The 13,705-nt window shown below is 53.4% G+C and carries 11 protein-coding genes; 3 read left to right on the forward strand and 8 right to left on the reverse strand.

The window, feature by feature from the left end; genetic code table 11:
- Positions 1-8: 8 nt before the first annotated feature.
- The 3 genes from ftsL to mraZ are packed head-to-tail and all read right to left on the reverse strand — an operon-like array spanning position 9 to position 1,728.
- Entirely contained in the window at positions 9-329 is a 321-nt protein-coding gene (ftsL, locus tag ACX9GU_RS22895) for a cell division protein FtsL (protein ID WP_021179318.1), read from the reverse strand.
- On the reverse strand, positions 326-1,267 hold the full coding sequence (gene rsmH, locus ACX9GU_RS22900; RefSeq protein ID WP_473193034.1) for a 16S rRNA (cytosine(1402)-N(4))-methyltransferase RsmH: 942 nt from the start codon (positions 1,265-1,267) through the stop codon (positions 326-328). Before rsmH ends, ftsL begins: the two co-directional genes overlap by 4 nt.
- Positions 1,268-1,269: 2 nt before the next feature.
- Complete coding sequence (gene mraZ / locus ACX9GU_RS22905; protein WP_024483534.1) at positions 1,270-1,728, reverse strand: division/cell wall cluster transcriptional repressor MraZ; 459 nt, start codon at positions 1,726-1,728, stop codon at positions 1,270-1,272.
- 895 nt (positions 1,729-2,623) lie between these two features.
- Between mraZ and ACX9GU_RS22910 the strand changes: the two genes are divergently transcribed.
- Positions 2,624-3,064 carry an L-alanine exporter AlaE gene (locus ACX9GU_RS22910; protein WP_021179315.1) on the forward strand — a complete coding sequence of 147 codons (441 nt, stop codon included), beginning with the start codon at positions 2,624-2,626 and terminating at the stop codon, positions 3,062-3,064.
- Positions 3,065-3,089: 25 nt separating this feature from the next.
- Here ACX9GU_RS22910 and cra read toward each other — a convergent pair whose 3' ends face one another.
- The 5 genes from cra to leuO form a co-directional block, all read right to left on the reverse strand.
- Positions 3,090-4,094, reverse strand: coding sequence for a catabolite repressor/activator (cra, locus tag ACX9GU_RS22915; protein WP_473193035.1), 1,005 nt, complete (start codon positions 4,092-4,094; stop codon positions 3,090-3,092).
- A gap of 281 nt (positions 4,095-4,375) precedes the next feature.
- Entirely contained in the window at positions 4,376-4,870 is a 495-nt protein-coding gene (gene ilvN / locus ACX9GU_RS22920; protein WP_021179312.1) for an acetolactate synthase small subunit, read from the reverse strand.
- Positions 4,870-6,588, reverse strand: coding sequence for an acetolactate synthase 3 large subunit (ilvI, locus tag ACX9GU_RS22925; RefSeq protein ID WP_473193036.1), 1,719 nt, complete (start codon positions 6,586-6,588; stop codon positions 4,870-4,872). Before ilvI ends, ilvN begins: the two co-directional genes overlap by 1 nt.
- 318 nt (positions 6,589-6,906) lie before the next feature.
- The gene (locus ACX9GU_RS22930; protein ID WP_473193037.1) at positions 6,907-8,712 is read right to left on the reverse strand and encodes an AMP-dependent synthetase/ligase; all 1,806 of its coding nucleotides are present in this window, start codon (positions 8,710-8,712) and stop codon (positions 6,907-6,909) included.
- A gap of 455 nt (positions 8,713-9,167) precedes the next feature.
- Positions 9,168-10,115, reverse strand: coding sequence for a transcriptional regulator LeuO (gene leuO / locus ACX9GU_RS22935; protein WP_473193038.1), 948 nt, complete (start codon positions 10,113-10,115; stop codon positions 9,168-9,170).
- A gap of 918 nt (positions 10,116-11,033) precedes the next feature.
- On the opposite strand from leuO, the gene leuA reads away from it, so the two are divergent.
- The gene (gene leuA, locus ACX9GU_RS22940) at positions 11,034-12,608 is read left to right on the forward strand and encodes a 2-isopropylmalate synthase (RefSeq protein WP_021179308.1); all 1,575 of its coding nucleotides are present in this window, start codon (positions 11,034-11,036) and stop codon (positions 12,606-12,608) included.
- Positions 12,609-12,610: 2 nt separating this feature from the next.
- Complete coding sequence (leuB, locus tag ACX9GU_RS22945; RefSeq protein WP_024483539.1) at positions 12,611-13,702, forward strand: 3-isopropylmalate dehydrogenase; 1,092 nt, start codon at positions 12,611-12,613, stop codon at positions 13,700-13,702.
- The last annotated feature ends 3 nt before the right edge of the window (positions 13,703-13,705 follow it).

Genomic DNA, 13,705 nt, shown 5'->3' on the forward strand with positions numbered 1-13,705 from the left:
TAAACCACTCATGGCTTGACAATGATAATTTCCTGCGATGGATCAACGTGTTGCATCTGCAATTTTTCGGTGGCGATACGCTCTACGCGGCTGTGATCGCCAAGGGCATTCTCTTCCAGGATCAGGTTGCGCCATTCGATATCCAGCGCATCTCTCTCCAGCACCAGCTGTTCGCGCTCGGCGGTCAGCAGGCGAGTACGGTGCGCGGTGGTCACCACAAACACGGCGGAAACCAGCGCGGCAATCATCAGAATCAGCGGGATCTTGGCGTTACGCAGCAGATCGCCACCAATGACGCCAACTAAACCGTGGCGTTCATTACCAATCACGCAGGCATCCTCTCGGCAATACGCAGCACCGAACTGCGCGCCCGTGGGTTTTCCGCCACTTCAACATCACCTGGCTTCATTTTGCCCAAGGCTTTCAGCGTGCGGCCGCCCATTTCACGCAACTGCGCTTCGGTTAGCGGAATTCCTGCCGGAACCTGGGCACCACGGCTGTGGTGGCGCATAAAGCTTTTGACGATACGGTCTTCCAACGAATGGAAGCTGATGATCGACAGGCGGCCTTCTGGTGCCAACACGGCTAATGCACCGTCCAGCGCACGCTCGATCTCTTCCAGCTCGCTGTTGATGTAGATACGGATCGCCTGGAAGCTGCGGGTTGCCGGGTGTTTATGCTTATCACGGAACGGGCTGGCATGGGCGATCAGCTCGGCCAGTTCCTTGGTACGGGTCATCGGCTCTACGCGGTTTCTTTCTACGATGGCGCGGGCGATGCGTTTGGCGAAGCGCTCTTCACCGAAGGTTTTCAGCACCCAGGCAATATCGTCGGCTTCCGCTTTTATCAACCATTCGGCGGCGGATTGGCCGCTTGAAGGGTCCATACGCATATCCAGCGGGCCGTCACGCATAAAGGAAAATCCGCGTTCTGCGTCATCCAACTGCGGGGAAGAAACACCCAAGTCGAGCAACACGCCGTCGATCTTGCCCACCAGTTCCCGTTGCTGCACATAGTCAGCCAAATCAGAAAACGGGCCGTGGATGATAGTAAAACGTGGGTCTGCAATAGATTGAGCTGCGGCAATTGCCTGCGGATCGCGATCGATAGCCAACAAGCGCCCTTCCGGCCCCAGTTGGGACAAGATCAGACGAGAATGACCGCCGCGACCAAAAGTACCGTCGATGTAGATGCCGTTACTGCGAATATTGAGACCCTTCACGGCCTCATCCAGCAGTACGGTCGTATGTTTATAATTTTCCAGCATGCTTATAGTGACAAATCCTGTAGCCGCTCAGACAACGGTTCCTGAGTGGATTGTTCCGCGTCAATATCATCCTTGACTTGTTGATACCAGGTCTGTTCATCCCACAGTTCAAACTTGTTGAACTGCCCGACCAGCATCACTTCTTTAGTAAGCCCGGCATGTTGACGTAGCGTATTGGCTAACAGCAACCGGCCGGCATTATCCATCTGACACTCGCTGGCATGGCCCAACAGCAAGCGCTGGACGCGGCGCTCGGCGGGATTCATGCTCGACAGACGGGACAACTTTTGCTCGATGATTTCCCATTGAGGTAATGGATAAAGCAGCAGGCAGGGCTGATGGAGGTCAATGGTGCAAACCATTTGGCCTTGCGATTCCTCATTCAGTAAATCCCGATAACGGGTTGGTACGGCGAGCCGTCCTTTACTGTCGAGGTTGACCATCGTTGCCCCACGAAACATACCTGAGCTACCCCCTCGCGACCCTTTTCACCACTTTACACCACAAATTCCCACATAAGGGAGTTTACGGAGGGTATGAAAACCTTGTCAAGCCAGAGCAAGAGCGGTTTGGCAATATTTATAGGCATATTCTGGAGGCTGGCTCACGAAAGGAACGCTATTTATTGCATGAATATAAATTAACATCATGATTAAAGAGGAGAATTTTCTAAGCGGAAAGAGTGTGATTAAAATAAACACAAATTGACGATTAAATAACTCATTATGTCCTTCTGCAATCCAGGTCTCACTTTTCAACATCGCTCTCGGCGGGGGAAACCCCACCGCATCCCGCATCGGTCAAGGCTTGGCCGCAAACCGCCTGCCAGCAGGGAAATGCCATAAACCCTTGACTTAATAACACTCAGCGAGTATTTCGCTGCCAGCGGCGCGCTATTTTACTTCAATTATTCCGCCAAAGAACAACCCAACGATAAAATAAATGGCGAAGCACTGGCTCAAGCCGCTAATTATGATTCAAATCAAAATGGTAAGATTATTCTCAAAACACCTATTTACAATTCATTCGGATTTTTTAGCGACTTTAGGAATATACGTAAATTTAGTGAGCCTATCGCTAAATCAGCCGCAAAGCCGTCATCTCACCGTGGCAAGATAATCATAACACACTGTTTATAATAAAAATTCTCAAACTCACCATGTTAAATCCCTGCTTTACGCGCTTTTCCTCCTGTTGTCAGGATAAAAATCATCCAAATGTTAAAAATAAAAATTTTAAGCCACTTATAACAGCCAACGCAGTCAAGTAGACTACTAAATAGCATAAAGGTCAGTTAATAACACCTAATTAACATTAACAAACAACATATTAACCGATAAATTCAGGGATCGTGTCATGTCTAGAGCCGTTTCACCATGGCGCAGCGCTGCCGCCGATACTTTTGCGCTGGTGGTGTACTGTTTTATCGTCGGGATGGCGATTGAAATACTGATTTCGGGCATGAGCTTTAGCCAATCGCTCTCCTCCCGGGTGGTGTCGATCCCCGTCAATATCCTGATCGCCTGGCCCTATGGCCGCTACCGTGATTTCTTTATCGCCACCGCACGCCGCAGCCCACGCGGGCAATTCTTGCTGCGAAATCTGGCCGATCTGTTGGCTTATGTCAGTTTTCAATCACCGGTTTACGCTGCCATTCTGTGGAGCGTGGGTGCAGACGGCCAGCAGATCCTGGCCGCGGTGACCAGTAATGCGGTGATCTCAATGGCGATGGGCGTGGTGTACGGCTATTTTCTGGAGTATTGCCGCAGGCTGTTTCGCGTGGTGGGTTACGTTTAGGGGCCGAATTACGGCCCCTTGAAGATTATTTGCGGCTCAGGCTACCGCGGCGGAACAGGTTACGGCGAATGCGCGTCATACCTGGTTTAGGTTTGCGCGGTTCATCCAGGCTGGCAAGCACCAGTTCCAGCACCCGCTCGGCAACATCACGGTGGCGCTGGGCCACGGCAAGCACCGGACACTCCAGGAAATCCAGTAGCTCATGATCACCAAAGGTGGCAATCGCCAGATCCGCCGGTAAACGCCCACACTGTTTCAGCGTTACGTCCATCACACCCTGCAACAGCGAGAATGAGGTGGTAAACAGCGCCTGTGGCATCGGATGGGTTTTCAGCCATTCCGCAAACAGCACGCCGGCCGCTTCACGTTCATAACTGTTGGCATACAGATAATCCACCTGCCGCTCATCATCCTGCCAGGCCTGACGGAAACCCTGCTCACGCAAGAAGCTGACCGAAAGCTCAGGCAAAGCCCCCAGATACAACACCGACTTGGCGGGGAAAGTGCGTAACTCCTGCGCCAGGGCAAAGGCGTCTTCCTGATCGGCCCCCACCACGCTGATAAAGTGTTCACGATCCAGAGCGCGATCCAACGCAATAATCGGGAAAGGATCGTTAGCCCAGCGTTGATAGAAAGGATGCTCCGGCGGTAACGCCGTGGAGACGATGATCGCATCGACCTGGCGTTGCAGCAGGTGCTCAATGCAGCGCATTTCATTATCCGGCTGATCTTCCGAGCAGGCGATCAACAGTTGATAACCGCGCTGACGCGCCTGGCGTTCCAGGTAGTTGGCGATGCGGGTATAGCTGGTATTTTCCAGATCCGGGATCACCAGGCCGATAGAACGAGTGCGGCCTGCACGCAGCCCTGCCGCTACGGCATTCGGGTGATAATTGTGCTCCCTGACCACGGCCATCACTTTTTCGACGGTTTTATCGCTGACACGATACTGCTTCGCCTTGCCGTTGATGACATAACTGGCCGTAGTACGCGAAACGCCTGCGAGACGCGCGATTTCATCCAGTTTCACGTTAACCCCTTTAAATGACTCTCAAAATGACAATGGATCCTGTGGCGTTGTTTACCCCACGCTTTCAATGTATGGCCAAGTATGCAGCGAACCGAAAGCGGAAGGGTAATGAGTAACCATGATAGTCACTATGGTTATTCAACCCGTAATGGCGATCTAACCGCAGAAAACACGGCCGAGCAACCGCTTTCGCCCAAAGGTGCCAGCAAAAGGGCAAAAAATAAAAAAGAAAGGGCGCAGCAAACCTGCCACGCCCTCGATACAGTGCAGAAAACCCGCTATCAGCGCATAATCTTGTCGCCGCGCGACACGCCAACAATCCCCGAGCGGGCCACTTCGACGATTTCCGCCACTTCACGTACGGCGTTGAGGAAGGCGTCCAGCTTGTCGCTGGTCCCCGCCAACTGCACGGTGTAAAGCGACGAGGTGACATCCACAATCTGGCCACGGAAGATATCCGTGCTGCGTTTCACCTCTTCACGACCGTAGCCGCTGGCCTGCAGCTTCACCAGCATGATTTCACGCTCAACGTGAGCCCCCTGCACCAGCTCACTGACGCGGAGAACGTCAACCAGCTTATGCAGTTGCTTCTCTATCTGCTCCAGTACCTTTTCATCACCCACCGTCTGGATCGTCATGCGCGACAAGGTTGGATCATCGGTAGGAGCAACCGTCAGGCTTTCGATGTTGTAGCCACGCTGAGAGAACAGCCCTACGACGCGCGACAACGCACCGGATTCGTTTTCCAGTAATACCGATAAGATACGGCGCTTCATCAGGTTCTCTCCGTTTTGCTTAGCCACATTTCGTCCATGCTTCCACCGCGGATCTGCATTGGATAAACATGTTCTGTCTCGTCGACGGTCACATCGACAAACACCAGACGTTCTTTTTCCGCCAGCGCCTGCGCCAGCTTGCTTTCCAGCTCATCCGGGGTACGAATGGCGATGCCGACATGGCCATAGGCTTCGGCCAGCTTGACGAAGTCCGGTAAGGAATCCATATAGGACTGCGAATGGCGGCCAGAATAGATCATGTCCTGCCACTGCTTCACCATACCCAGGTAGCGGTTATTGAGGTTGACCACCACCACCGGCAGATTGTATTGCAGAGCCGTGGACAGCTCCTGGATATTCATCTGGATGCTGCCATCACCGGTGACGCACACCACCGTTTCGTCTGGCAGTGCCAGTTTCACCCCGAGGGCGGCTGGCAGGCCAAAGCCCATGGTGCCCAAGCCACCAGAGTTGATCCAACGACGCGGCTTATCGAACGGGTAATAGAGCGCGGCAAACATCTGGTGCTGGCCAACGTCGGAGGTGACATAGGCATCGCCCTTGGTCAGGCGGTGCAGCGTTTCGATCACCGCCTGGGGTTTGATGGTGCCACTGTCTTTGCTGTAACCCAGGCAGTCACGCGCGCGCCACTGTTCAATGGATTGCCACCAGTCACGCAGCGCATCGAAATCCTGCGCTTTGTCCTCATGCGCCAGCAGTTCCAGCATCTGCGTCAGCACCTGTTTGGCATCGCCAACGATAGGAATATCGGCATCCACCGTTTTGGAAATGGAGGTTGGGTCGATATCGATATGCAGCACCGTGGCATCCGGGCAGTATTTGGCCAGGTTGTTGGTGGTGCGATCGTCAAAGCGCACCCCAACGGCAAAAATCACGTCGGAATGATGCATGGTCTTGTTGGCTTCATAGGTGCCGTGCATGCCCAGCATACCGACGCTTTGGCGGTGAGTCCCTGGGAACGCCCCCAGCCCCATCAACGTACAGGTGACCGGCAGGTTCAGCTTTTCCGCCAGTTGCAGCAACTCTTCATGGCACTCCGAATTGATGGCACCGCCGCCCACGTACATGATCGGCTTTTTTGCCGCCAGAATGGTCTGTAGGGCACGTTTGATCTGCCCGCGGTGGCCTTGCACCGTCGGGTTGTAGGAACGCATGCTGACGTCCTGCGGATACGCGTAAGGCATTCTTACCGTCGGGCCGACGATATCCTTCGGCAGATCGACCACCACTGGGCCAGGGCGGCCGGTAGAAGCCAGGTAAAACGCCTTTTTCAGCACGGAAGGAATGTCTTCGGTACGCTTGACCAGGAAGCTGTGTTTTACCACCGGGCGGGAGATACCCACCATGTCGCACTCCTGGAAGGCATCGTAACCAATCAGCGAGCTCGGCACCTGGCCAGATAGCACCACCATCGGGATGGAATCCATATAGGCGGTGGCGATGCCGGTAATGGCGTTGGTGGCCCCTGGGCCGGAAGTGACCAGCACTACGCCCACTTCACCGGTCGCTCGTGCATAGCCATCGGCCATATGCACCGCCCCTTGCTCGTGACGCACCAGAATATGATCGATGCCCCCCACCGTGTGCAGGGCATCATAGATATCGAGTACCGCCCCGCCCGGATAGCCGAATACATGCTTAACGCCCTGATCGATCAGCGATCGGACGACCATCTCGGCTCCTGACAATATTTCCATGGGTTTGCCTCCAGGCTTACATAGCTTGTTCTTGTCTGACGCCGGAACGTAGCGCCTGTCCTGTCTGGGGCATGGCCCCAAAAATCTTATGGACGTTTTGGACTCTTAACATAGCGTCAGAATATGGGGCAGGCAAACGGCAAAATGGCTTATCGTGGGCAAGGGTATTGCCATCAGGCTGGAGATGCGCGGCTTGGCAAAACTATGCACTAGCTGAGTGGTTATTCAGCTAGGCATTATTTTGAGGGTGGGGATAATTACAGAACTATATCAGGCAAGGGCGACTGCGGATTTTTCGTCCACCTGCCGCCCCTATCATTATTTTTCCTGATACATGGACTCAATTTCATGCTGGTAACGCTGTAGGATCACCTTGCGACGCAGCTTCAGCGTCGGGGTCAGCTCCCCCAACTCCATCGAGAAAGCCGCTGGCAGCAGGGTAAATTTCTTCACCTGCTCAAACAGGGCCAACTCTTTTTGCATCTCCCGCAAACGCTTTTCGAACATTTCGATGATATGGCCGTTGCGCAGCAGCTCGAGCCGATCCTGATATTTCAGATTGACCGATTTGGCATACTCTTCCAACGACTCGAAGCTCGGAACGATCAACGCCGAGACAAATTTACGTGCATCGGCAACGATCGCGACCTGTTCAATAAAGCGATCCTGCGCCAGGGTACCTTCCAGCATCTGTGGCGCAATGTATTTGCCGCCGGAGGTCTTCATCAGATCCTTCAGCCGCTCGGTAATAAACAGGTTGCCGCCATCGTCGATCATGCCGGCATCGCCGGTTTTCAGCCAGCCGTCAGCGGTAAAGCTATCGGCCGTCTCCAGCGGTTTATTGTAATAGCCGCGCATCACGATTGGCCCACGCACCTGGATTTCATTTTCATCGCCAATGCGCACTTCCACGCCGGGCAGCGGCTTGCCGATCGAACCAAAGCGGAAGTTATTCTCTTCCCAGCAGGAGACCGTGGCACAGGTTTCCGTCATGCCGTAGCCGTATTTGATGTTAATGCCCATCGCCTGGAAGAACAGAATCACGTTGTCATCAAGCTTGGCACCCGCCGCTGGCAAGAAGCGCACCCGCCCTCCCAGGATCCCCCGCAGCTTGCTTAACACCAGCTTGTCAGCCCAGCGGTGAGAGAGATCGAACAGCTTGCCTAACGGTTTCCCTGCCCTTTCCTGAAGGAACTTGCGTTCACCACAGACGATGGCCCAGTGGAACAAGGCACGCCGCAACCAAGGCGCACGTGCGACCTTTTCATGCACCGCACTGAAGATTTTTTCATAAAAGCGTGGCACTGCGCACATCAGGGTCGGTTTGACATCGGCCATCGCTTCCCGCACCCAGTCGGTATTGGGCAGATAAACGTTCTGCGCGCCCGAATGCATGATAAAGAAGCTCCAGGCACGTTCAAACACGTGTGACAATGGCAGGAAACTGAGGGAAACGTCATCCGCCGTCACCGTCAGGCGATCGTCATGCAGTTGCAACTGTGCGGCCATATTGCGGTAGTCAAGCATTACGCCTTTCGGCTCCCCGGTGGTGCCGGAGGTGTAGATAAGGGTGAACAAATCCTGTAAATCGCGCTCGGCAATTCTTTGCTGACGAAGGGCATCGAAGCGCTCGATATCCGCAAGACGTTCGAAATGATGCAGGTGTTGGGCAATCTCACAGCCGCGCAAATCGGCTGAAGCATCAAAGACAATAATGTGGGTCAGCTGTGGGCATACGCCACACAGCGCAATCGCGGCATCCAGTTGTTCTTGCTCGCCGACAAACAGAATGCGGATATCGGCATCGTTAATGATAAATGCCGCCTGAGCCGGGGTGTTGGTGGCATAAAGCGGCACGCTGACCGCCCGCAGTTCGAGGATCGCCAAATCGGCCAACGACCAGGCCATGCTGTTGTTGGCAAAAATCGCGATACGTTCCTGTACCTCAACGCCCAATGCCAACAAGGCGCAGGCAATATGTTGCATATGCGCCCCGACCTGCGACCAGGTCAGCCGTGTTTCTCCCTGCGGGGACCACTGACGGAAAGCCGTATGTTCTGCACGGTTAGTAATTTGATGCTGTATACGTTCAACCTGATGGTAATGCTGCAAGGTATTGGTCATAGCGCCCTATGCCTGAAATTAATCAACCAGTTAACCGCGATTGGAGCGGAAGCTCTCACATCTCAGCTTACACGTGTTTACTTTTTTTGCGCAGTCTACCTAGTCTCCGGCTGTGGGAAAAGGGATTTCAGCGTAGAAGTGTGAGCCAAAACGCGCTTGTGCTCATTTCTCTTGATCTTGGACAAAAGGGAGTGCAAAAGGTTTACGCCAAACAGACAAAGTGGGATCGACGACAAGAAGGGAGAAGTGGCAGGTTAAAATAGCGGCAGTATCGTTTGGGGCAGAATAGCGTTTCAGTCACTCAAATTAATTAACCCTCGGGGTAAATGATATTTCCCACGGCGTCATTACACGGAATAATCTTAGTTTATCTTAAGTCTATTCTTATTATTGTTTCGCGCTATCCATTATCAACCCGACGCACTCGAAAGCGCGCTGGGCCAATAAATCACTAATTAACGCAATACACCGGCTTGGCTAAGTACGGACTTCATCCACTGATGGCCTTCATCTCGTTCGGCGGACTCATGCCAGGAGAGATAACAGGTGGTTGTTTTTCTCTCCCAAGGCAGCGGAATTAATTTTAGCTGCAAGGCTTGTGCGTGCTGCTGGGCAAACCAACGAGGTGCGATTGCCACCATCTCGGTCATGGCGACCAGATTCAATACGCTGTACAGGTCGGTACATTGCTGGGTGACACTGCGTTGTAGGGTTTCGTCAACATAGTAGGGTTTGCTAAAGGAACAAAAACGCTCTAATGCGATAACGGCATGCTGCTCCGCCAGCATCTGTTTCTGGCTAATGGTGCCCACCAGGCGCGGGTGAGACTGCGCGGCAACCAGGGTCAATTCATCATCGAATAAGGCAATATCCTGAAACTCGGGATGTTCGAGGCGGCTATAGCCAATAACAAACTCGGTCTCCTGATAGCGTAACTGATGCTCGATGTTAGTGCTCATGTAAGACTTGGTCTGTATCTGCACGTTGGGAGCCATGCTCTTGACGTTGTTGATTATTTTGGCTGTCAGACGAATATCTAGCGGGCTGCAGATAGAAAGCACAAAGAGGCGTTCGCTGCTCAGGGCATCAAAGCCAGCGCCTGGCAGCTCATTTTGTACCAGTTGCAGTGCCTGGCGTACCGGGCCAAAAAGTTGGCGGGCGCGCATGGTAGGCTGAATGCCACGGCCGAAGCGGACAAACAGCTCGTCGTTGAACATGATCTTCAAACGCGACACGGCATTGCTGACCGCCGGCTGCGACATCCCTAAGGAATTTGCCGCCTTGGTAATATTCTGCATCTGCATAACTGCATCAAAAACAGTGAGTAAATTAAGATCCACACTGCGCAAATGAATATCACCGTTTTCTTTCCTCAAGACAGTTCCTGAATTATATTCGGACATATCCAAACTCCACTAAGTCCCATGTAGATAATCCCGCTAGCGCGCAGGGGAATAACGGGAAAAGGCACGCTACGTTATTCCCACACAGCGAAATTAGTTATCCTTTTTGACTACCCTTGTCAGATAGCAATCGGGCATCATCCTATAAAAATATGTCACAGCGGTGCATATTAGGCATTGTTCGTCGTTAGGTTGCCTTGGCACATCGGTTCGCAACTCGCCGATGGCATACAAACAAAATTGGCAGGCAAAACACCTGAGTTAGGGATACCTGTTTGGTACCGTCAACCTCTGGATCAGACCATAAAATGCGTTAATGGACAATCATACCAGAGCAAAATAGGTCTCTTTAGCATCACTTAATTGATTGTAACCGCTCAGTTCAGCGCTAAGAATACGAATTACGAATGAATGCGAGACGATAAATTGACAACATGAATGCCAAGCCCACAACATCAGCAGCCCATCAAACCCCGCTTGCTGGTTTTTTGCGCCAACGAAAAATTTTAACCGAGTAGTGTTGTTAATCAATGCGACAGCGCCACTTTCAAACCATTTATGCTAATAAACCCCCGATCACCTGCGGATTTAGCGCTGGCCCTAGGAGGTTTTACCGAGTTTCCAACTGGCGCCATCCCCGCTGGCATCAGGCTTTTCAATACCCCTGTTTTAATCAGGTGTTGACATGCCCCGGCCAATAAAGTATCAAATTAGGCAACGAAACAATTTTAGAGAAGCTGACCGCCATGATCCGTACCCACCGTCTACTAGGCCTACTACTAAACGCATCTTATGTGCGCGGTACGCTGGTGGACGGGGTTCAAAGCTGATTCAGCCCATCATCTGCAAAACCCGCGCTACTGCGCGGGTTTTTTTTTACCCGCTTAGCGTGAAACAAACACGACAAGGAACAACACGATGAGCCAACAAGTCATTATTTTCGATACCACATTGCGTGATGGTGAACAGGCGCTGCAGGCGAGCCTGAGCGTTAAAGAAAAAATCCAGATCGCCATGGCGCTGGAAAGAATGGGTGTCGATGTAATGGAAGTCGGCTTCCCAGTCTCCTCCCCTGGGGACTTCGAGTCGGTACAAACCATTGCCCGCCAGATCAAAAACAGCCGCGTTTGTGGTCTGGCACGCTGTGTTGATAACGACATTGACGTCGCTGCCGAAGCATTACGCGTGGCCGAGGCCTTCCGTATTCACGTCTTCCTGGCCACCTCCACCCTGCATATCGAATCCAAACTGAAGCGCTCTTTCGACCAGGTGCTGGAAATGGCGGTGCGCTCCGTGAAACGCGCCCGTAACTATACCGATGACGTAGAGTTCTCCTGTGAAGACGCTGGCCGTACCCCGATTGATAACCTGTGCCGCGTGGTAGAAGCCGCCATCAACGCCGGTGCCACTACCATTAATATCCCTGATACCGTTGGCTATACCACGCCAAACCAGTTCGGCGGCATCATCACTACGCTGTACGACCGCGTGCCTAATATTGATAAGGCGATTATCTCCGTCCACTGTCACGACGATTTGGGCATGGCCGTGGGTAACTCTATCGCTGCCGTCCAGGCCGGTGCCCGCCAGGTAGAAGGCACCTTGAACGGCATCGGCGAACGTGCCGGTAACTGTTCACTGGAAGAAGTGATCATGGCCATCAAGGTGCGCCAGGACTTTATGCAGGTGCATACCAATATCAATCATCAGGAAATCTACCGTACCAGCCAGTTGGTCAGCCAGCTGTGCAATATGCCCATCCCGGCCAACAAGGCCATCGTCGGTTCCAACGCCTTCGCCCACTCCTCCGGTATCCACCAGGACGGCGTGCTGAAAAACCGCGAGAACTACGAAATCATGACCCCGCAGACCATCGGTCTGAAAGATGTCCAGTTGAACCTGACCTCCCGTTCCGGCCGCGCGGCGGTAAAACACCGCATGGAAGAGATGGGCTACAAGGAGCAGGATTACAATCTGGACGTGCTGTATGCGGCTTTCCTGAAGCTGGCCGACAAGAAAGGCCAGGTGTTTGACTACGATCTGGAAGCCCTGGCATTTATCAACAAGCAGCAGGAAGAGCCTGAGCATTTCAGCCTGGAATACTTCAGCGTGCAGTCTGGCAGCAGCATTATGGCTACCGCCTCGGTCAAACTGAAATGTGGCGACGAAGAGAAGTCCGAAGCCGCCACGGGCAACGGTCCGGTCGATGCGGTTTACCAAGCCATCAACCGTATTACCGACTACCCGATTGAGCTGGTGAAATATCAACTGACCGCCAAAGGCCAGGGCCGCGACGCGCTGGGCCAGGTTGATATCGTAGTGTCTTACAATGGCCGCCGCTTCCATGGCGTGGGCCTGGCTACCGATATTGTGGAATCTTCTGCCAAGGCGATGATCCACGTATTGAATAATATCTGGCGCTCTCAGCAAGTAGAAAAAGAAAAGCAGCGCTTGCAGCAAACCAAACATCAAAATAATCAGGAAACGGTGTGAACATGACCAAGACTTACCACATTGCCGTCTTACCCGGAGACGGAATCGGCCCAGAAGTAATGGCTCAGGCCCATAAAGTGTTAGATGCCGTGCGCCAACGCTTTGGTATCCGCATCACTACCAGCGAATATGACGTCGGTGGTATTGCCATCGATCGCCACAGCACCCCATTACCCGCAGCGACCGTTGCCGGCTGCGAGCAGGCCGATGCCATCCTGTTCGGCTCGGTGGGCGGCCCTAAATGGGAACACCTGCCACCGGCAGAGCAGCCGGAGCGCGGTGCGCTGCTGCCGCTGCGTAAACACTTCAAACTGTTCAGCAACCTGCGCCCTGCCCGCCTGTACCAAGGGCTGGAAGATTTCTGCCCGCTGCGTGCCGATATTGCCGCGCGTGGCTTCGACATTCTGTGCGTACGTGAGTTAACCGGCGGCATCTACTTCGGCCAACCCAAAGGCCGTGAAGGCCAGGGCATGCATGAGCGCGCCTTTGATACCGAGGTCTACCACCGCTTTGAGATCGAACGCATCGCCCGTATCGCCTTCGAGTCCGCCCGCAAACGCCGTAATATCGTCACCTCGATTGATAAAGCCAACGTGTTGCAAAGCTCCATCCTGTGGCGTGAAGTGGTGACTCAGGTCGCCAAGGATTACCCAGATGTGTCGCTGTCGCACATGTATATCGACAACGCCACCATGCAGTTAATCAAAGACCCGTCCCAGTTCGACGTGTTGCTGTGCTCCAACCTGTTCGGCGATATCCTGTCGGACGAATGCGCCATGATCACCGGCTCGATGGGCATGCTGCCTTCCGCCAGCCTGAACGAACAGGGCTTTGGCCTGTACGAACCAGCCGGTGGTTCCGCACCTGACATCGCGGGCAAAAACATTGCCAACCCGATCGCGCAAATTCTGTCTGCCACCCTGCTGCTGCGTTATAGCCTGGGTGCCGATGAAGCCGCAGATGCGATCGAACGCGCCATTAATCAGGCGTTGGAACAGGGCTACCGTACCGCCGATCTGGCCGGTGCTGGCAAAGCCATCGGCACCAATGAAATGGGCGATATCATTGCCCGCTTCGTGGCTGAGGGGGCATAAATC

The organism is Serratia sp. K1WW1 (genome assembly GCF_055790865.1).